The sequence below is a fragment of the Sphingomonas sp. Marseille-Q8236 genome (genome assembly GCF_965112005.1).
Genome location: NZ_CBCOPO010000001.1, coordinates 593,938 through 613,690, shown reverse-complemented (window position 1 = coordinate 613,690; position 19,753 = coordinate 593,938). Strand labels below are relative to the sequence as shown.

At 66.7% G+C, this 19,753-nt stretch carries 20 protein-coding genes; 10 read left to right on the top strand and 10 right to left on the bottom strand.

All coding sequences use genetic code 11. The features are described from left to right. Nucleotides 1-14: 14 nt before the first annotated feature. Nucleotides 15-158 (bottom strand): hypothetical protein, encoded by a 144-nt coding sequence (locus ACWPWT_RS02820; protein WP_454278472.1) that lies wholly within the window; start codon nt 156-158, stop codon nt 15-17. Between the two features lie 107 nt (nt 159-265). Here ACWPWT_RS02820 and gyrB point away from each other — a divergent pair, with 107 nt between their 5' ends. The 3 genes from gyrB to ACWPWT_RS02805 all read left to right on the top strand — a co-directional run bounded on the left by gyrB (nt 266) and on the right by ACWPWT_RS02805 (nt 4,207). Continuing rightward, nucleotides 266-2,758 carry a DNA topoisomerase (ATP-hydrolyzing) subunit B gene (gene gyrB / locus ACWPWT_RS02815; RefSeq protein ID WP_454278471.1) on the top strand — a complete coding sequence of 831 codons (2,493 nt, stop codon included), beginning with the start codon at nt 266-268 and terminating at the stop codon, nt 2,756-2,758. 133 nt (nt 2,759-2,891) lie between these two features. Then, on the top strand, nt 2,892-3,653 hold the full coding sequence (locus ACWPWT_RS02810; protein WP_454278470.1) for a class I SAM-dependent methyltransferase: 762 nt from the start codon (nt 2,892-2,894) through the stop codon (nt 3,651-3,653). Nucleotides 3,654-3,721: 68 nt separating this feature from the next. After that, the gene (locus ACWPWT_RS02805; RefSeq protein WP_454278469.1) at nt 3,722-4,207 is read left to right on the top strand and encodes a DUF1440 domain-containing protein; all 486 of its coding nucleotides are present in this window, start codon (nt 3,722-3,724) and stop codon (nt 4,205-4,207) included. Between the two features lie 41 nt (nt 4,208-4,248). Here the strand turns inward: ACWPWT_RS02805 and ACWPWT_RS02800 are convergent, their stop codons facing one another. The 8 genes from ACWPWT_RS02800 to thiD form a co-directional block, all read right to left on the bottom strand. Further along, the gene (locus tag ACWPWT_RS02800) at nt 4,249-5,283 is read right to left on the bottom strand and encodes a sensor histidine kinase (RefSeq protein WP_454278468.1); all 1,035 of its coding nucleotides are present in this window, start codon (nt 5,281-5,283) and stop codon (nt 4,249-4,251) included. A gap of 14 nt (nt 5,284-5,297) precedes the next feature. Continuing rightward, nucleotides 5,298-5,741 carry a response regulator gene (locus ACWPWT_RS02795; RefSeq protein ID WP_261270273.1) on the bottom strand — a complete coding sequence of 148 codons (444 nt, stop codon included), beginning with the start codon at nt 5,739-5,741 and terminating at the stop codon, nt 5,298-5,300. Further along, nucleotides 5,742-7,241, bottom strand: a complete 1,500-nt coding sequence (locus ACWPWT_RS02790) for a sensor histidine kinase (protein ID WP_454278467.1) — start codon at nt 7,239-7,241, stop codon at nt 5,742-5,744. A gap of 51 nt (nt 7,242-7,292) precedes the next feature. Further along, nucleotides 7,293-8,054: an exonuclease domain-containing protein gene (locus ACWPWT_RS02785; RefSeq protein WP_261270275.1), complete on the bottom strand. Its 762-nt coding sequence runs from the start codon at nt 8,052-8,054 to the stop codon at nt 7,293-7,295. Between the two features lie 40 nt (nt 8,055-8,094). After that, nucleotides 8,095-9,150 (bottom strand): dihydropteroate synthase, encoded by a 1,056-nt coding sequence (folP, locus tag ACWPWT_RS02780; protein ID WP_454278466.1) that lies wholly within the window; start codon nt 9,148-9,150, stop codon nt 8,095-8,097. A gap of 138 nt (nt 9,151-9,288) precedes the next feature. Further along, entirely contained in the window at nt 9,289-10,428 is a 1,140-nt protein-coding gene (locus ACWPWT_RS02775) for a DNA methyltransferase (RefSeq protein ID WP_454278465.1), read from the bottom strand. Nucleotides 10,429-10,688: 260 nt separating this feature from the next. After that, the gene (locus tag ACWPWT_RS02770; RefSeq protein ID WP_454278464.1) at nt 10,689-11,285 is read right to left on the bottom strand and encodes a ribonuclease HII; all 597 of its coding nucleotides are present in this window, start codon (nt 11,283-11,285) and stop codon (nt 10,689-10,691) included. Between the two features lie 125 nt (nt 11,286-11,410). Further along, nucleotides 11,411-12,238 carry a bifunctional hydroxymethylpyrimidine kinase/phosphomethylpyrimidine kinase gene (gene thiD, locus ACWPWT_RS02765; RefSeq protein ID WP_454278463.1) on the bottom strand — a complete coding sequence of 276 codons (828 nt, stop codon included), beginning with the start codon at nt 12,236-12,238 and terminating at the stop codon, nt 11,411-11,413. Between the two features lie 310 nt (nt 12,239-12,548). On the opposite strand from thiD, the gene ACWPWT_RS02760 reads away from it, so the two are divergent. After that, nucleotides 12,549-13,433 carry a bestrophin family protein gene (locus ACWPWT_RS02760; RefSeq protein ID WP_261270279.1) on the top strand — a complete coding sequence of 295 codons (885 nt, stop codon included), beginning with the start codon at nt 12,549-12,551 and terminating at the stop codon, nt 13,431-13,433. Nucleotides 13,434-13,452: 19 nt separating this feature from the next. Here the strand turns inward: ACWPWT_RS02760 and ACWPWT_RS02755 are convergent, their stop codons facing one another. Then, the gene (locus ACWPWT_RS02755; RefSeq protein ID WP_454278462.1) at nt 13,453-14,874 is read right to left on the bottom strand and encodes a sigma-54-dependent transcriptional regulator; all 1,422 of its coding nucleotides are present in this window, start codon (nt 14,872-14,874) and stop codon (nt 13,453-13,455) included. A gap of 200 nt (nt 14,875-15,074) precedes the next feature. Between ACWPWT_RS02755 and ACWPWT_RS02750 the strand changes: the two genes are divergently transcribed. The 6 genes from ACWPWT_RS02750 to ACWPWT_RS02725 all read left to right on the top strand — a co-directional run bounded on the left by ACWPWT_RS02750 (nt 15,075) and on the right by ACWPWT_RS02725 (nt 19,753). Further along, nucleotides 15,075-15,257 (top strand): aa3-type cytochrome c oxidase subunit IV, encoded by a 183-nt coding sequence (locus ACWPWT_RS02750; RefSeq protein ID WP_261270281.1) that lies wholly within the window; start codon nt 15,075-15,077, stop codon nt 15,255-15,257. A 4-nt stretch (nt 15,258-15,261) separates the two neighbouring features. Then, on the top strand, nt 15,262-16,389 hold the full coding sequence (locus ACWPWT_RS02745; RefSeq protein ID WP_454278461.1) for an NAD(P) transhydrogenase subunit alpha: 1,128 nt from the start codon (nt 15,262-15,264) through the stop codon (nt 16,387-16,389). Between the two features lie 104 nt (nt 16,390-16,493). Continuing rightward, nucleotides 16,494-16,844, top strand: coding sequence for an endonuclease domain-containing protein (locus ACWPWT_RS02740; RefSeq protein WP_454278460.1), 351 nt, complete (start codon nt 16,494-16,496; stop codon nt 16,842-16,844). A gap of 1 nt (nt 16,845) precedes the next feature. Continuing rightward, complete coding sequence (locus ACWPWT_RS02735; RefSeq protein WP_454278459.1) at nt 16,846-17,145, top strand: proton-translocating transhydrogenase family protein; 300 nt, start codon at nt 16,846-16,848, stop codon at nt 17,143-17,145. A gap of 56 nt (nt 17,146-17,201) precedes the next feature. Next, nucleotides 17,202-18,689: an NAD(P)(+) transhydrogenase (Re/Si-specific) subunit beta gene (locus ACWPWT_RS02730; protein WP_454279875.1), complete on the top strand. Its 1,488-nt coding sequence runs from the start codon at nt 17,202-17,204 to the stop codon at nt 18,687-18,689. A 143-nt stretch (nt 18,690-18,832) separates the two neighbouring features. Next, a complete protein-coding gene (locus tag ACWPWT_RS02725) occupies nt 18,833-19,753 on the top strand; it encodes a winged helix DNA-binding protein (protein ID WP_454278458.1) in 921 nt (306 codons plus the stop codon).

Genomic DNA, 19,753 nt, shown 5'->3' with positions numbered 1-19,753 from the left:
CGGTGAATTCCGTGTCAGGAAAGCCGCTCCGCTAGCGCCGCATTGTCCCGCATCAGCGCAATGACGGCCCCGTCATTACCGCTCCGCGCGGCGCCGAGTAACAGCGTCTTAATCCGCTCAAAACCGGGCAATGCGGGGGCGTCGGCGGGGTCGTTCATGGCACTTCAAACGCCACGAAGCCGGCCCCGTTGCAAGAGGGCGCGAAAGGGCTGCGGTTCCTCCCATTTCGCTTCCCCTAGGGGCCCGCAATTCCTATATACTCGCTATGGCAGATACCCCCCAGACGAATGAGTACGGCGCCTCCTCGATCAAGGTGCTGAAGGGCCTCGACGCGGTGCGCAAGCGGCCGGGCATGTATATCGGCGATACCGACGACGGTTCGGGCCTGCACCATATGGTGTTCGAGGTCAGCGACAATGCGATCGACGAAGCGCTGGCGGGGCATTGCGACCGCATCGACATCCAGCTGAACGCCGACGGCTCGGTCAGCGTCACCGACAATGGCCGCGGCATCCCGACCGGCATCCACCCCGAAGAGGGCGTCTCGGCAGCCGAGGTCATCATGACCCAGCTCCATGCGGGCGGTAAGTTCGAGAACACCAGCGACGACAATGCGTACAAGGTCTCGGGCGGCCTGCACGGCGTCGGTGTGTCGGTGGTCAACGCGCTGTCCGAGTTCCTCGACCTGACCATCTGGCGGGACGGCGAGGAGCATTATATGCGCTTCGCACACGGCGATGCGGTCGCGCCACTGAAGGTCGTCGGCAAGGCCGAGCCGGGGCAGAAGGGCACCCGCGTCACCTTCCTGCCGTCGCCCGCCACTTTCAAGATCACCGAGTTCGACTTCGATAAGCTGGAGCATCGCTATCGCGAGCTGGCGTTCCTGAACTCGGGCGTCCGCCTGTTCCTGACCGATGCGCGCCATGACGAGCCCAAGACCGTCGAGCTATACTATGAGGGTGGCATCGCGGCCTTCGTGAAGTGGCTGGATCGCTCCAAGTCGCCGCTCTTCCCCGAACCCATCGCCATTCATGGCCAGCGCGATGCGATCGGCATGGACGTCGCGCTGGAGTGGAACGACTCGTACTATGAGAACGTCCTGGCGTTCACCAACAACATCCCCCAGCGCGACGGTGGTACGCATATCGCGGCGTTCCGCGCGGCGCTGACCCGCACGCTCAACAATTATGCCGACAAGTCGGGCCTTCTGAAGAAGGAGAAGGTGACGCTGACCGGCGACGATATGCGTGAGGGGCTGACCGCGATCGTCTCGGTCAAGCTGCCCGATCCGAAGTTCAGCAGCCAGACCAAGGACAAGCTGGTCTCGTCCGAGGTCCGCCAGCCGCTGGAGGCGCTGATCGCCGACAAGCTGGCCGACTGGCTGGAGGAAAACCCGCAGAACGCCCGCGCGATCGTCGCCAAGATCATCGACGCCGCCGCCGCGCGCGAGGCCGCCAAGCGCGCCCGCGAGCTGACCCGGCGCAAGGGCGTGATGGACATCGCCTCGCTGCCCGGCAAGCTGGCCGATTGCCAGGAGCGCGATCCCGCCAAGTCCGAACTCTTCCTGGTCGAGGGTGACTCGGCCGGCGGTTCGGCCAAGCAGGGGCGCAATCGCCATTTCCAGGCGATCCTTCCCTTGCGCGGCAAGATCCTGAACACCGAGCGCGCGCGCTTCGACCGCATGATCTCGTCCAAGGAAATCGGCACGCTCATTCAGGCGATGGGCACCGGCATCGGCCGCGACGATTTCAACGCGGACAAGCTGCGTTACCACAAGATCGTCATCATGACCGACGCAGACGTCGACGGCGCGCATATCCGCACGCTGCTGCTGACCTTCTTCTATCGCCAGATGCCCGAGCTGATCGAGCGCGGGCACCTCTATATCGCCCAGCCGCCGCTCTATAAGGCGACCAAGGGACGGTCGGAGGTGTACCTCAAGGACGACACCGCGCTCGACGAATATCTGGTCGAAGCGGGCGTCTCGACCATGGTGCTGGAAGGACCGGGCGGCGCGCGGTCGGGCAACGACCTGAAGGCGCTGGTCGATCATGCGCGGCGGATGCGTACCCTGATGCGCTACGTGCCGCGCCGCTATGACGCCGCGATCATCGAGGTGCTGGCACTGGCGGGTGCGCTCGATCCCGTGCTGACCCGCGAGCAGCGCATGGCGACGGTGGTCGAAACCACGCGGCGGCTGGAGTCGGGCGATCATGAGGCACGCTGGTCGGCGCGTCTGACCGAGGATGGCGGCGTCCATTTCGAGCGGCTGTGGCGCGGCGTGACCGATCACCACATCGTCGAGGCCAGCTTCATCGCCTCGGCCGAAGCGCGCAAGCTGCACACGCTGGCCGCCGAACAGGCCGAGAGCTTCGCCCATGCGGGCAAGCTGGTGCCGCTGCGCAACGCCGCGACCGAGCCTTCGGCCGATGTCGTGCCGACCGACGAGGAAGGTAACGCCACGACGCTGGCACGCGGTGAAACCCGCGTTGCGCGACCCAGCCAGTTGCTGGAGGCGATCCTGACCTCGGGCCGCAAGGGGCTGGCGATCCAGCGCTACAAGGGGCTGGGCGAGATGAATGCCGAGCAGCTGTGGGAAACCACGCTCGACCCGGCGGTCCGCTCGATGCTGCGCGTGACGTCGGACGATGTCGCGGCGGCGGACGAGGTGTTCAGCCGGTTGATGGGCGAAGTCGTCGAGCCGCGTCGCGAGTTCATTCAGGACAATGCGCTGAACGTGGCGAATCTGGACGTGTAATCGGGACTATCCATTCCCCCGCTCCGTTCAGCCTGAGCGAAGTCGAAGGCCACGCGAATCCCTTGGGCTTCGACTACGCTCAGCCTGAACGGCGGTTGGGGATGACGGCATCAGAACATAGGAGAGAGCAGGCATGAAGGCCATCGCACTGGGATTGTTGCTGACGGCGGGGGCGACCGTCGCGGTCGCGCAGCAAAAGCCTGCCGCGTCCACCAAGCCCGCGGCCGTCCCCGCGTACGTCACCGCCGCGCTCGTCGATCCCGCGCGCGCCGATCAGGCTGCCGATGACGAACGTCGTCAGGCCGCCGCCGTCCTAGCCTTTTCGGGTGTGAAGCCCGGCGACACGGTCATCGATTACCTGCCGGGCAAGGGCTATTGGACGCGCATCTTCTCCGCCATCGTCGGGCCGAAGGGGCATGTCTATGCCTATTGGCCCGCCGCCGGGCAGAAATATGCCGAGAAGGCGTTGGGCACGATCCAGGGCTGGAACCTGCCCAATGCGACCGCGCAGGTGCAGGCGGTCAACCTGCCCGTCTCCGACAAGCCGGTCGACCTGTTCTGGACCGTCCAGAATTACCATGACGTCGCCAACAAGGATGCGGGCGAACCCGCGCTCCGTGCCTTCGACCAGGCGGTGTTCAAGCTGCTCAAGTCGGGCGGCACCTATGTCATCATCGATCACGCCGATGCGGTAGGCAAGGGACTGGCCAACACCAACACCACGCACCGGATCGACCCCGATTACGTGAAGCGACAGGTCCAGTCGGTGGGATTCCGCTTCGTTGGCGAAAGCCGCGTCTTGCGCAATCCCGAGGACGATCATTCAAAGAACGTCTTCGATCCCGCCATTCGCGGGCGCACAGACCAGTTCGTCTACAAGTTCCGCAAGCCCTGACGCGCGTGCCATGAACCCTATTCCGATCGGCCCGTTGTTGGCGGATCGGAATGGCTGGAGTGGCGCGAATGGCGAAGACGAAGCACGGCCTGGGTTGGGCGATCGGCGTCGGCGTGGTCGGCGGGCTGGTAGCCTCGCTGGCGATGAACCGGTTTCAAGCCGTGGCGGCGGGTGCGTTCGGCCAAAAGGGGAGCAATGACGACCCCGCCACCGTGAAGGCCGCCGATACGCTCGCCAAGATGGCGACCGGCGAGCCGCTGACCCAGAAATATCGCGAAACCTCCGGCGTGATCGTCCATTACGCCACGGGCGCGGTGCTGGGGGGGCTCTATGGCGCGCTGGCGCATGAACGGCCTGAGGCGACGTTGGGGCTGGGGGCACCCTATGGGCTGGCGACGATGCTGACGGTGGATGATCTGGCCGTGCCCGCCTTTGGTTGGGGCGCCGCGCCGCAGAACACACCCCCCGCGACCCATGCCTATAGCGCGGCGTCGCATCTGGTGTTCGGGATGGTGCTGGAGGGGGTTCGGCGATTGACGATGCGAATGGTGTGAAAGGGAGGGGGCCGGCAAACCGAGCGCCCCCGCACGGCACGCTAGACCGGCACCCTCAGCATCGCGCGGACACCCTGATGCGCGGGGTCATATTCCACCACGGTCTGCAGGCTCTGGGCCATCGCGCGGATCAGTTTCGCGCCAAGGCCCGTCCCCTTGGGAGCCTGATCGACCGCCATGCCACAGCCATCGTCCTCCACCACCAGCAGGCAATGCTCTTCGCCGCGCGTAAGGGTGATGCGCACCTCGCCCACGCCGTCGGGATAGGCATATTTGCAGGCATTGGTGACCAGTTCAGTCACGATCACGCCGATCGACACCGCCCGGTCGGTCTTCACGCGGATCGGTTCGGCGACCAGCGTCAGGGTGCGGGGGCAGGCATCGCTCGACCAGCTTTCGCCCAGTTCCTCGATCAGCGCGCCCAGATAGTCGCGCAGATCGACCTGATCCACGTCATTGGCGGTGTAGAGGCGCCGATGCACCTGTGCGATGGCGCGGATGCGGCGCTGCGTATCCTCCAGCGCGTCGCGCGCGCGGGCGTCGTCCAATCCGCCCTTTTGCAGTCCGACCATCGCCGACACGAGTTGCAGCGAGTTGGCGACGCGGTGATTGACCTCGCTCAGCATCGCTTCCAACCGCGCATTGGAGGCGCGCAGTTCGGCTTCGGCGGCGACCTTGGCGCGTTCCAGCCGGGCGCGGTCGAGCACCTGCTCGAAACTGGCGGACAGCAGGTCGAAGAAATCCTCGCCCACCGTCTTCACCACGTAATCGGCGGCCCCCGCCTTCAACGCGGCGACCGCGATCCGCCCTTCGTCCGAACCCGTGACATAGACGACCGGCGGCGGATCGGGCAGCGCGGTGATCGCGGCCAGCGTCTCCAGTCCGTCCATGCCCGGCATATAATGGTCGACCGCGACCAGATCGAACCCGCCCTCCGCGGCCAGCGCGATCCCCTCAGCTCCCGACGCCGCGCACGATACCGAATAGCCATGGCGGCTCAGCGCACGCGACACCAGACGGCGCAGCGCGTCGTCATCGTCGATATACAGGATGCGGGGCGGGCCGCCGGTCGTCATGGGCAAGCGGGCGATCAGCCCTCTACCTCGGGCACCTGGATCACCGACAGGAACAGGCCGAGCTGGCGGATGGCCTGGGCGAAATTCTCGTAATTGACGGGCTTGGTGATGTAGACGTTGCAGCCCAGATCATAGCAGCGCTGAATCTCCACCTTGTCGTCGGTGGTGGTCAGCACGACGACCGGCGCCCGGCGCAGCGGGCTGCTATCGTCCTTGATCTTCGCCAGGATGTCGGTGCCGCTCATATCGGGCAGATTGAGGTCGAGCAGGACCAGCGACGGGCCGCTCTTGGCCGGGCCGTCGGGCGCGTTGAACAGGAAGTCGAGCGCGGTGGTGCCATCGGTGAAGTGCCGGATATCGTTCAGGATGCCGGCGCGCCGGATATTCTTCTCGATCAGGCGGGCATGGCCTTCGTCATCCTCGATCATGACGATACCCACGGAGCGATGGTCGTTCATTCAGGCGCCTTCGATGGAAAGGGTGGCGGGTAGCGACAGAGAGAAGGTCGCGCCTTGACCCAGTTGAGACTCGACGGAAATCGTACCGCCCAGACGATAGGCCAGCGCGCGGACATGGGCCAGACCGATCCCTTCGCCCGGCTGGTCCTGCTGGCCCGACCGGCGGAACAGGTCGAAGATACGCTGATGGTCGCGCGGATCGATGCCGCGGCCATTGTCGCGCACGGCCACGATCACACGCCCCGGCGTCTGCTGCACCGAGACATGGACCTCAGCCGGGCGCGTCGGATGACGGTATTTGGTCGCATTCTCGATCAGGTTGGAGAGGATCTGCTCCAGCGCGATCCGGTCGCTGACGATCACCGGCATCGGCCGTTCGATCGTCACGGCGACGCCGCGATCGTCGATGACATGGCGGATCGAGTCGGTGATCTGCTCGACCAGCTGGTCCAGCGCGATCATTTCGGGGGCCAGCACCCGGCGTCCCTCGCGGCTGAGTTTCAGGATGGCGTTGATCAGCCGGTCCATCTTGGCGGTCGAGGTGCGGATGAAGCCGATCGCCTCGGGCAGATCCTCGCGCGCGGCGAGGCGCGCCTCCTCGGTCACGATCTGCGGCGCTTCGGCTTCGGCCCGGTCGATCAGTTCGGCCAGCGGCTGGGTCGCAGCGGAGAGTTCCGAGGTGAAGCCCATGACGTTGACCAGGGGCGAACGCAGGTCGTGACTGACGATATAGGCGAAACGCTGAATCTCTTCGTTCGCCAGCGCCAGGTCGGCGGTCCGCTCCTTGACCTGATCCTCCAGCGTCGCGTTCAGACCGGCCAGCGCCATCCGCGAGGCGTGCAGGTCGCGGGTGTAGCGGCGCACGGTCAGGAAGGACACGATCGATACCAGCACGAACAGCAATGCCGCGACCGCCACGACGATCGAGAAGGTCCGTCGGCTGGCGCTTTGTTCGGCATCGCGTAGCGCGAGCAGGCGGCGTTCCTCGCGTGCCATGCCGTCGAACACCATGCGCAGCTTCTGCATCCGTTGCAGGCCGCTGTCCGCGCGGAACAGACGAAGCGCCTCGGCCCCGCGCCCCTGCCGTACCAAGGCGTTGGTCGCGCGCTGCGCCGCGTCGAGTTCGGCCAGCCGCTCGCCGACCTGCCGCATCGGTCCGCGTTGGCGGGGATTGTCGGCGGTCAGCCGCCGAAGCTCGGCCACCTGCGGGATCAGCGCAGCATGGGCCTGCTGGAAGCTTTCGAGAAAGGCCGGCGTGCCCGCCAGCATATAGCCGCGACGGGCGGTTTCCTTCTGCTCGGCCAATCGGCGTGCCTCAATCAGCTCGCTTTCGACGCGATAGGTGTGGACGACCCAATCGCTATGTCGATTGCCCTGCCGGATGGCATAGCCCGCCGCGATGGCAGCGGCCAGAAGCGCCAGAAATCCCGTCGCCATGGCGGCGATCAGGATACGACCGATGGGATTTGCGCCGGTGGGCGCGCTACTCAACCCCTGCATAACGAACGCCTTATCGAAGGATGCGTAGCGTTACCAGCGGTTGAGTCCCGATCACAGCAACAGTTCCTGCGGGGTAGGACGCCCGACATGGCCGCCGCCGCGCCGCCGCGCCATCTCGGTCTCGGCGGTGAAGCGGACATCGGGATCGCGATCGGTCAGGAATCCCATCAGCGAATCCTCGTCGATCTCGCGCCAGTCCTTGCCGCGATCGGGTCCATAGCGGACGCGCGGCAACAGGCCGGGGCTACGCGACCATTCCAGCAATTGCGCCAGGCTCGCCTCGTTCAACTGGTCGCGCAAATGGTGCGCGGTGACATAGGCGTCGGGAAAGGCGCGGTGAATGGGCAGGCCGCGTTCGTGCACCAGTCCCTCCGGCTTGCGCCAGTACCGCAATACCTGGTTGGAAAAACTGGGGCTGTCGGGCCAGAGGCGAAGCGCGCATTTCCAGGTGCAGATCCAGTCGGCGGACCGGGTCATGGCGGGGGTGCAATATTGCTGCTCGAAATCCGCACGATGTGCCGCCAGCGCCAGGCGACGCGGCCATGGGTCGAGCACCCGGCGAGCGACGTCATGCCACCAAGGCGCATCGGCGACCTGTTCGTCCAGAATATGATGGATCGCCTGGGTAATGGGCGGGATGGGGCGGCCCGGATTGACCAGGATGCTGCCGCCTTCGCCCTCCAGCTCCCAGCGGCCGTCCTTGCCCAGCGCGACGTCCTGCCAGCCGATCTCGCACACGCCGTGCGTCGGCGGGGCCTGTCCGGTCGTCTCCAGGTCGATGACGCGGATGATCTGGGGTTGGGGACGTTGCATCGGCCCTATGTGGGCGTTTGGCCCGCGAAAAGCGAGGGGGTTATCCCATCAGCGCGCGGTCGCGAAGGCCCCGCCAAACATGCAGGGCCTGCACCGTCTCGGCGACGTCGTGGACGCGGATGAGCTGGACGCCCGCCTCCGCACCCTTGAGCGCCAGCGCCAGCGACCCACCCAGCCGCGCATCGACCGGGGCCTCGTTCGACAGTGCGCCGATCATCCGCTTGCGGCTGGCCCCCAGCATGACCGGGCAGCCCAGGCCATGGAAGATCGCAAGCCCGTTGATCAGCGCCAGATTGTCCGCCAGCGACTTGCCGAAGCCGATGCCCGGATCGACCATGATCCGCGAGCGAGGAACGCCCGCCGCCTCGACCGCCGCGATCCGCGCCTCGAGCCAGTCGAACACCTCGGTCAGCACATCGGCATAACCGATCCGGCCATGCCCACCCTTGGCCGGATCGGGGGAGTGCATCAGGATGACCGGGCAACCGGCCTTCGCCACCACCTCCAGCGCGCGGTCGTCCCACAGCAAGGCCGCGACATCGTTGACGATCCCGGCTCCGGCGGCGAGCGCGGCTTCCATCACGGCGGCCTTGCGCGTGTCGATCGAGACCAGCGCGCCGCCGCGGGCCAGCCGTTCGATGACGGGGGCGGTGCGGGCGACCTCGTCGCCTTCCCAGACGGGGGCTGCGCCGGGGCGGGTGGACTCCCCGCCCAGATCGATCACCGCCGCGCCCTGGGCGGCCATCGCCATGCCCCTGTCGGCCGCCGCGGCCGGATCGCCGATATGTTTGCCGCCATCCGAGAAGCTGTCCGGCGTGACGTTCAGGATCGCGGCAAGCTGGGGGTGGTCGAAGCGCAGGGTGCGTCCGCCCATGACCCAGGGCGCACGGGGCGACGTGAAGGCGGCGTGCAGCGCTTGGGCGCGGGGAAAGCCGCCCAGTTCCTCCGCGAAGCGCGCGAGGGGGACGATGCGGCGGCTGGTGCCTTCGCGGACCTCATAGGCTGCAAACCACTGCATCCCGCCCGCCAGCCGCGCGACGCTGCCTTCCTCCAGCCCGATAGGGGTGTCGACAAATTGGACGGGGCGCAGATGCATGGGGAGCCTTCTCAATTCCTCCCCTGCAAGGGGAGGGGGACCAGCGAAGCTGGTGGAGGGGTATCACCCCCTCGATAACGGGACACCCCTCCGACGCGCTAAGCGCGCCACCTCCCCTTCCAGGGCAGGAATATGGGGTTACGGCTGCGTTGCCAGCAGCCAGGTCTGGCGCATCGCGTCGATGGGCTTCAGCGACCCTTCCATCTCATAATGCCAGAAGGTCCAGCCATTGCAGGTCGGCCGGTTCTGAAGCATCGAGCCAAGCCGGTGGATCGACCCGGCCTGTCCGCATTCCGACAGCAGCGAGCCGTCCGCGCGCACCGTCGCGCGCCATTTCCGCTTGGCGTCCATCAACGGCATGCCGGGGGCGAGATAGCCATTCTCGACCAGCGTCCCGAACGCCACCTTGGGCTGTGCCTTGGGGCTCTGCATCGTGGCGAGCGCGCTTTCGTCCAGGGGCAGGGCGGCCTCGATCCGTTCGATCGCGGCGGCGCAATAGGCCGGTTCGCGCTCGATCCCGATCCACTGGCGGCCCAGACGCTTGGCGACCGCGCCGGTCGTGCCGGTGCCGAAGAACGGGTCGGCGATCACGTCGCCCGGCCGCGTGCAGGCCAGCAGGATGCGGTAGAGCAAGGCCTCGGGCTTCTGGGTCGGATGGACCTTGTGGCCGTCCTTCTTCAACCGCTCCTGACCGCCGCAGATCGGGAATTCCCAGTCCGAGCGCATCTGGATCTCGTCGTTCAGCGTCTTCATCGAGCGATAGTTGAAGGTGTATTTCGCCTTCTCGCCCTTCGACGCCCAGATCAGCGTTTCATGGGCGTTGGTAAAGCGGGTGCCCTTGAAATTGGGCATGGGGTTGGACTTGCGCCAGATGATGTCGTTGAGGATCCAGAAGCCCAGATCCTGCACCGCGGTCCCGACGCGGAAGATGTTGTGATAGCTGCCGATGACCCAGAGCGAGCCATTGTCCTTCAGCACCCGGTAGCATTCGGCGAGCCATAGGCGGGTAAAGGCGTCATAGGCGGCGAAGGTGTCGAACTTGTCCCAGGCATCGGTGACGGCATCGACATGGCTGCCATCGGGGCGGAACAACTCGCCGCCGAGTTGCAGATTATAGGGCGGGTCGGCGAAGACCATGTCCACCGACTTGTCGGGCAGCGAGCGGAGCGCCGCGATACAGTCGCCCATCAGGATCTGACCCAGCGGCAGGTCGCTTTCGCGGTGCGCCGATACCGGCCGCGTCCCGATCGGCCTTCCTACCGTCTGGATGACCCCCATCGTTAACCGTTCCTTCTACCCTCGAACCCTCGCATCCACCCGGAATGAGTCGGTCGTCAAGAGGCGATTCGCACGCGCGACTCGCGGGATTCCGCCAGATTCGCGGAGATATTGCGTCGCCGTGGCAGATATTGGGGGTGTGGATAACTTGGCCCCCTAGGGAGTGGGGGTGTGGCGAGAGCGACTCGGGACGCATGAAATTCCTCCTTCGTCACGGCCTGCGGGCGCTGTCCCCTTTCGCGACTGCGATAGACGGGATTTCAGAGATCGAGATAGCATTGCGCCACGGGGGCGAAGCTGCGCCGGTGGAGCGGGGTGGGCCCGTGTTCGCGAAGCGCCGCCAGATGGGTGGCCGAGCCGTAACCCTTGTTGGAATGCCAGCCATAAGCGGGCCACTCCGCCGCCGCCGCGATCATCATCTCGTCACGGACATGCTTGGCGACGATCGAGGCCGCGCCGATCGCCAGCGACTTGGCATCGCCGCCGACGATCGCGGTCGCGGCATAGCCCCATTTGGGCAGGCGGTTGCCGTCGACCAGCACATGCGCGGGGTGGCATCCCAGCGTCGCGACCACCGCGTCGACGGCCAGCGTCATCGCCTTCATCGTCGCCCAATAGATGTTGAGGCGGTCAATCTCCTCGGGATGGACCACCCCGACGCCGACGACCGCGCAGGCGCGGATCTCGGCGCAGAGGCGCGCGCGGGTCTTTTCGGTCAGCTTCTTGGAATCGTTGATGCCGCCGGGGCAATCGCGCTCGGGCAGGATGACGGCGGCGGCGACCACCGGCCCCGCCAGCGGCCCGCGCCCCGCCTCATCCACGCCGCACAAGGGCATGGGGAAACCGGTATCGACCATGGGACGGGCCTTACCGGGGTGGACGCGATTTGCAAACGCCCATCGCGGCGGAGGTTCGATCATACGCCGTCATATGCCAACCCCCTCGGCGCAAGTGGGGGGGACAGGAGGGGGGAGGGCGGCGCCTAACCCCAGCGCGCGGCGAAGGCGGCGGCATCCCAGCCTTCGCGGCTGATCGCGGCGAGCAGGTGATAGAAGGGGACCATGCCCAGCCCATGCCCCATCGGCCCATGCCCCTGGCCCAACCCTGGCGCGGCGGCGAGCGCGGCTTGAACGAAAGCGATGGCGCGGTCGACCGAGTCCGCCAGTGACAGGCCCTGTCCCAGCCCGGTGGCGATCGCGCTGGCGAGCGTGCAACCCGTGCCATGGGTCGAGCGCGTGTCGAGCCGGGGATGCTGCCAGCGTTGTTCGCCCTGCGGTTCGACCAGGCGATCCTCGATCACCGGCCCTTCGCCATGCCCGCCCTTGACCAGCAGCGCGCGTGTTTGGCGGCGGACCATCGCCTCTCCACCCAGCGCGGCGAGTTCGGGCAGGTTGGGGGTGGTCAAGCTGGCCAGCGCCAGGAACCGGCGAAAGGCGGCGATGACGTCCGTATCGGCCAGCACCGATCCGCTGGTCGCGATCATCACCGGATCGAACACGACGGGCAGGTCCAGCGTCTCCAGCCGGTCGGCCAGCGCATGCGCGGTCTGCGCCGATCCGATCATCCCGATCTTGATCGCGTCGGCGCCGATGTCCGCCAGCACGCTGTCGATCTGTGCCATCACCATCTCGGTCGGCACGGGGTGGGCCGCCTGTACGCCCAGCGTATTTTGCGCGGTGATGGCGGTGATCGCGGTCATGGGGTGACCGCCCAGCATCGCCACCGTCTTGATGTCCGCCTGTATCCCCGCGCCACCCCCGGAATCGGAACCGGCGACGATTAGGATGCGGGGCGGGGGAGGCACGGTCATGACAAATGAGCCATGCCTGTCCCGATCCCGGCGGGCAAGCGGTGACGCCCAACCCGGCCAGTGCCGCGCGCCCCAATATCGCGGGAAAGGGCGGCGATGGAATAGCTTGGCATTTCGCAGCCACGGCCAGGGCCTCGGCGATTTTATGGCACCTTCGTAATCTTTCGTTGCCGGAAGGGGGCAGGGGTTCTCCCGCTGCGCTGCACTATTATTTCGGAGGCGCATCCAACCGCCAATTATAGGCGTTTCTGCGCCTTGAAATCGCGGCTGGGCCAAGACCGGCCGGCTGGCCGTATGAGGGAGACCCGTTTTGATCGTCGATGCCGTACCCCGTACCCGCATCATCATAGCAGAAGTCTGGCGCCCGTTGCTGGCGCTGTTCATCTGGGACGTGATCGTCACGGTCGCCTATTATGTCCTGCCGTTCAAGGCGCCCTCGCTGCCCCTGACGCTGTTCGGCACCGCGCTGGCGCTGTTCCTGGGGTTCCGCACCAACTCGGCCTATCAGCGCTGGTGGGAGGGACGGCAACTCTGGGGCCTGATGATCAACGCCTCGCGCAATATCGCGCGTAGCGCGCGTAACTTCCTGCCCGATCCCGAGGCGCACGACCTGAAGCGGTCGATCGTGCTGCGCCAGATCGCCTATGTGAACGCGCTGCGCTGTCAGTTGCGCAAGCAGCCGGTGGATGGCGAAGTCCTGCGCTTCCTGTCGCGCGGCGAGGCGGAGCCCGCGCTCCAGCGGACCAATACCGCCAACGGCCTGCTCGACGGCACCGGCCGCCGGATCGACGATGCGCGGCGCAAGGGCTGGATCGACACGATTCAGCAGACGCAGATGGAATCGGTGCTGGTCGACATCGCCAATTCGCAGGGCGGCATGGAGCGGCTGAAGAACACGCCGCTGCCCAACCAGTATCGCTTCATCCCGGCCTTCTTCACCCGGCTATTCTGCGTGTTGTTGCCGATCGGGCTGGTCGAGACGCTGGGCTTCGCCACGCCGGTCGGGTCGTCGATCGCGGGGCTGATGTTCCTGGCCGCGCTGCAGATCGGTGACGACCTGGTCGATCCCTTTTCGGACACGGTCCACGACCTGCCGCTGAGCGCGATGTGCCGCACGATCGAGATCGACCTGCTCCAGTCGATCGGCGACCCCGCGCCAGAGCCGATGAAGCCGGTGGACGGAGTGCTCTGGTAAGTCGGTCGCCGATGCGGGATCAGGCGGCGTTGTCGATGCCCAGTTCGCCCAACTTGCGATACAGCGTCGAACGCCCGATCCCCAGCCGCCGCGCCACCTCGGTCATCCGCCCGCGATAATGGCTGATCGCCAGGCGGATGACGTCGGCCTCGATATCTTCCAGCGGGCGCAGATTGCCGTCGGGGCGGAACAGGTTGATCCCGCCGCTATGCGTCGCCCCGGCATTCGAACTGCCGACCGAGGGGCGGTCGCCCAGCGACGCGATCTGCGGGAAATCGGCCGGGGTCAGCGCGTCGCCCTCGCACAGCACGGCGGCGCGGAAGAGCGCGTTCTGCAACTGGCGGACATTGCCCGGCCAGTCATAGCGGCTCAGCAAGTCCAGCGCATCCTCGGTGATGTCCAGCGCGCGCAGGCCCGGCTGTTGCGCGATGCGGCCCAGCAGATGCCGGGTCAGCGCGGGTATGTCCTCCGCCCGGTCGCGCAGCGCGGGGACCGCGACATGGACGACGTTGAGCTTGTAATACAGGTCTTCGCGGAAGCGTCCCGCCTCCACCGCCTCCAGCAGGCGGCCGTCGGTGGCGGCGATGATGCGCACATCGACCTCGCGCGCATGGCGGGCGCCCAGCGGAACGATCGTGCCGGTCTGCAGCATGTCCAGCAATCGCGCCTGGGTCTCGGGCGGCATGCCCGATACTTCGTCCAGGAACAGGGTCGACCCGTCGGCCTCGACCATCTTGCCGATCCGCCGTTCGAAGGCCCCGGCAAAGGCGCCTTCCGCATGGCCGAAGATGATGCTGTCGAGCAGATTGGCCGCCGTCGTGGCGCAGTTGACGCGGATCATCGGGCGTTCGGCGCGGGGCGAGGCGACGTGGATCGCCTCGGCCAGCGATTCCTTGCCGACGCCGCCTTCGCCCTCGATCAGTACCGCCACACGGGCCCGCGCCGCCTTGGCGGCGACGGCGAGCGCCGCGCGGAATTCGGGTACGTCGCCGACGATCTCGTCAAAGGCGAGGAGTGCGGGAATCTTCTCGGTCAGCGGGCGAAGCTCGCCGCTGGTCTGCCCGGCGACGCAGGCTTCCAGTGCGGCGAGAAGCCGTTCGGGGGCCAGGGGCTTGACCAGGAAGTCGGTCGCCCCAGCACGTATCGCCGCCACAGCCTGCGCCACCGACTCATTGGCGGTCAGCATCAAAATGGGCAGTTCAGGGCGCAAACGGTGGCAGTCCGCGATCAACTGGGTCGCGTCGGCGCCGGGGGCCCAATGGTCGATCAGCACGGCGTCGAGCTCACGCCCCTGCGCGGACCCTAGCACCGAAGCCGCCATGTCCGCATCGGTCGCGAACAGCGTGCGCCATCCGCCGCGCTGCGCCAGCGCGGCGATCAGCCGACGCTGTGCAGGTTCGTCATCGATCAGCAGCAGCAAACGTTGACCGTTGCGCGTCATATTATGTCCCATACACCCTGTTGACGGCGCTATAGCGCAACTTTGTTAAAATCTGCCTTAATTCGGGACAGTGGTGACACTGTCTGGTTAAAGAGGTCTTTCCATCGATGGCGTCGGGTTGTGGCCGCGGATTCGTGGACCCGGGATGAACGTTTCGGGGTTGATCCCCCTGTCCCGAGGAATAAGCTTGGGAGATGGTCATGACGGCGGGACCGACCGCCATAAGGCCGATAGCGGAGGTGAGGATCATGGCGGCCAATGACACCGGCACCGGCGGAATGAAGGCGCATGTCGCCACGTACGACCTGATGATCGCGATGCTCAAATGGGGTGCGGTCGTTGTCGCCATTTTGGTCGCAATCGTCCTCTGGCTGATCGCCTGATCCCATGGGCACGCGCATCGCGGTCCTGCGCGAAACCGTTGCGGGCGAAGCCCGGGTCGCCGCCACGCCGGAGACGGTGCGCAAGCTGGTCGCGCTGGGCGCGACGTTGGCGGTCGAAGGTGGGGCGGGGGCAGGCGCAGGGATCCCCGACGCCGATTACGAACAGGCGGGCGCGACGCTCGGCGAACGGAGCGATGTGCTGGCGGGCGCGGAGATCGTGCTGGCGGTGCAGGCACCGGATGCGGGCATGCTGGGCGGGGTCGCGCCGGGAGCCTGGGTGATCGCGGCGTTCGACCCGTTTCGACGCGGCGAGGCGGTGGCGGCCTATGCGGCGGCGGGGCTGGAGGCGCTGGCGATGGACTGGATGCCGCGCATCACCCGCGCCCAGTCGATGGACATTCTGTCCTCCCAGTCCAACCTGGCCGGGTACAAGGCGGTGCTGGAGGCGGCGGGCGCCTATGGCCGGGCCTTTCCGATGATGATGACGGCGGCGGGCACGATCCCGGCGGCGCGGATCTTCGTCATGGGGGTGGGCGTGGCCGGGCTTCAGGCGATCGCGACCGCGCGGCGGCTGGGCGCGCAGGTGTCGGCCACCGACGTCCGCTCCGCCACGCGCGAACAGATCCAGTCGCTGGGCGCCAAGCCGATCTTCGTCGAAGGCGTGGCGGGGATCGAGGGCGAGGGCGCGGGCGGCTATGCCGGCGAGACGAGCGAGGAATATCGCGCCGCGCAAGCGGAACTGGTCGCCGGGCATATCGCCAGGCAGGATGTCGTCATCACCACCGCGCTGATCCCCGGCCGCCCGGCGCCGCGCCTCGTCACCGATGCGCAGGTCGCGACGATGCGGCCGGGCAGCGTCATCGTCGATCTGGCGGTCGAGGCCGGGGGCAATGTCGAAGGCGCGATGCCGGGCGAGGTCGTCCAGCGGCACGGCGTCACGATCATCGGCCACCGCAACATGGCCAGCCGCCTGGCGGCGGACGCCTCGGCGCTGTTCGCGCGCAACCTGTACAATTTCCTGGCCGCGTTCTGGGACAAGGAGGCCGGAAGGCCGGTCCTCGACGCCGAAATCGGCGACGCGATCCGCCTGACGCGAGGCGGGCAGGTGGTGAATCCGAGGTTGCGGTCGTGACGATCCTCCCCGGAACGGGGAGGGGGACCGGCGAAGCCGGTGGAGGGGGCGTGCGGCAGAGGCTGCGTCCTGAAGTATCGCTGGCCCGCAAATTGCGACGGCGTATGACCCTGCCGGAGGTCATGCTTTGGCAGCAACTTCGCGGCTCGCCCGGCGGCGTCCGATTTCGCCGGCAGCATTCCGTCGGGTGCTATGTCGCAGATTTCTTCTGCGCGAGCGCTCGGTTGATCATCGAAGTCGACGGCGCGGTGCACAGTCTTGAGGCACGCCCAATCCGCGATTTCGCACGCGACCGATTTATGAACGAAAACGGGTACAGGGTCATGCGGGTCGGGGCCGCCGACATCACGCGCGACGTCGAGGCGGTTGCCGCTTCGATCGTCTCGCTGGCGGCGGTCCCCCTCCACCACTCGCCTTCGGCGAGTGGTCCCCCTCCCCGTACCGGGGAGGAATAGCATGGACTTCATAGCGATCCTGTCGATCTTCGTACTGGCGTGTTTCGTCGGCTATTATGTCGTCTGGTCGGTCACGCCCGCATTGCACACGCCGTTGATGGCGGTGACCAACGCCATTTCCTCGGTCATCATCGTCGGTGCGCTCATCGCGGCGGCGGCGTCTTCGGGGGCGACCGGGTCCGGTGTCGCCAAGTGGCTGGGGCTGGGCGCGGTGGTGCTGGCCAGCACCAACATCTTTGGCGGCTTTGCGGTGACCCAGCGGATGCTCGCCATGTACCGCAAGAAGGAGAAGCGCTCGTGATCGCCCCAGTGTCACCCGCGCTGCCGCCTGTGCTGTCCACCGGGACCATCGGCGGGGTGGATGCTATCCCCCCCAGTCCCTGGGTTTCGCTAGCCTATCTGGTCGCTGGGGTGTGCTTCATCCTGGCACTGCGGGGACTGTCGAGTCCGACGACCAGTCAGCGGGGCAATCGCTTCGGCATGATCGGTATGGCGATTGCCGTCGTCACGACGTTGGTGACGCATATGCCCTTTGCGTTGCCAGAAGGGAGCCGCAACTTCGACGATCTAGGCGTCGATTGGATCGCCATCGCCGAAATTCTCGCCGCCATCGGCCTCGGCGCGGTCATCGGCATCACCACCGCCCGCCGCATCGCGATGACCGCGATGCCGCAGCTGGTCGCGGCCTTCCACTCGCTGGTCGGCCTTGCCGCCGTCGCGGTCGCCTGTGCCGCCTTCCTTAATCCGGTCGCCTTCGACATCGCCGACATGGTGGTGCCGATGATCGGACAGCCCTTTGCCAGCATCCATGTCGTCAGCCGGGTGGAGATGGTGCTGGGCGTGGCGATCGGCGCAATCACCTTTTCCGGTTCGGTCATCGCCTTCCTCAAGCTCAACGGTAATATGGGGGGCAAGCCGATCCTGCTGCCCGGCCGCCATGCGCTGAACGCAGGGCTGCTCGGCGCGATCGTCATTCTGGTCGCGATGTTTACCCGGGATCAGGCGCCGTGGATCTTCTGGACGATCACGATCCTGTCCTTCGCGATCGGCTTCCTGTTGATCATCCCCATCGGTGGCGCGGACATGCCGGTCGTGGTGTCGATGCTGAACAGCTATTCGGGCTGGGCCGCCGCGGCGATGGGCTTTACATTGCACAACAGTGCGATGATCATCACCGGCGCGCTGGTGGGCAGCTCGGGTGCGATCCTGTCCTACATCATGTGCCGCGCAATGAATCGCAGCTTCATCAGCGTCATCGCGGGCGGCTTCGGCGCGAGCGATGCCGAGGCGAGCACTGGCGGCGCGGGCGTAGACCGGCCCTGGAAGCGCGGCAGTGCGGAGGACGCGGCCTTCCTGATGAGCCAGGCCGAACAGGTCGTCATCGTCCCTGGATACGGCATGGCGGTGGCCCAGGCGCAGCATGTCCTGCGCGAGATGGGCGACCTTCTCAAGAAGGAAGGGGTGCGCGTCAAATACGCCATCCACCCGGTCGCAGGGAGGATGCCCGGCCATATGAACGTCCTTCTGGCCGAGGCGAACGTCCCCTATGACGAGGTGTTCGAACTGGAGGACATCAACGCCGAGTTCGCGCAGACGGATGTCGCCTTCGTCATCGGGGCCAACGACGTGACCAATCCGGCGGCCAAGACCGACCGCTCTTCCCCCATTTACGGCATGCCCGTGCTCGACGTGGAGAAAGCCAAGACGGTGCTCTTCATCAAGCGGTCGATGGGCGGCGTCGGCTATGCGGGCGTCGACAACGAGCTATTTTATCGTGACAACACGATGATGCTGCTGGCAGACGCCAAGAAGATGGTCGAGGAGATCGTCAAGGCACTCGGCTGAGTGCCCGATTCGGACTGACGTCGACTCCCGGACGTCATTTCAATCGCTGGATCGACGGGGCGGCGTAAACTATTTTCACGCCCGCCCGGTCCGTGCGATCCGGCGATGGACGAGCCTTTTCCAGAGGCGGCGGGGGGAAGAGAGTGGACGGACAAGAGCTTTACGGCGGCGGCTTCGGAGCCGTGGTGATCAGCGCACCTGCGCTTTCCGTAGCGGCAAGCGACGCGGTGCAGCAGGCCGGGGGGCGGGTGCTGCGTACGATCGCATGGACGGAGGTCGCGGATCAGATCGGACACCAGGCGGGCCGTCCGCTGCTTCTGGTCGACACGCATGGCGCGGAGCCCGCCGCGATGGAGATCGCGCTGGCCCGGATCGACGCGGTGGCGACCGCGCTGGACCTGCCCATTGTGGTTAGTCTCGCTTCGGCGGAGATCGATCTGGTCGCCGCCATGCTGCTCGGCCCGCGCGTCGCGATGCTGTGCGACGCCAGCCAGGTCGAACTGGTCGCCGCGCTGGCCATTGCGGGAACGAGCATCAGCGCCCCCTCGCTGCTCCACTCGCATTTCCGCGAGGGGGAGTCGGAACGGCTCCGGCGGCTGAACGCCGAAGTGGCGCGCATCGCCGAGGCGCTGGCGCGGCTGTCGGTGGAGGAGGAGCAGAGCCGGCGCGGTGGCGTCGGTGATCGCCATCAGAGTTTCCACGCCGCTCCGGCGCGGGTGCATCCCGGCGATGCCGAACTGGTTCGCCGGATGATCCGCGCGCGGCCTCTGCGCGACGGCTTTTTCGGGGCGGGCCTGTTCGAGGAACCGGCCTGGGACATGCTGCTCGATCTCTACGCGGCCAGTCTGGAGGGATCGCAGGTGTCGGTGTCCAGCCTGTGTATCGCCGCCGCCGTCGCGCCGACGACCGCGCTGCGCTGGATCGGCAAGATGACCGAGGCGGGACTATTCGCGCGCCAGCCCGATCCGGGCGACCGCCGCCGCGCCTTCATGGTGCTGACGCCCCGCGCACTTGACGGGATGCGCGCCTATCTGGATGCGGCGCGGCGGTTGGGGACGCTGTAA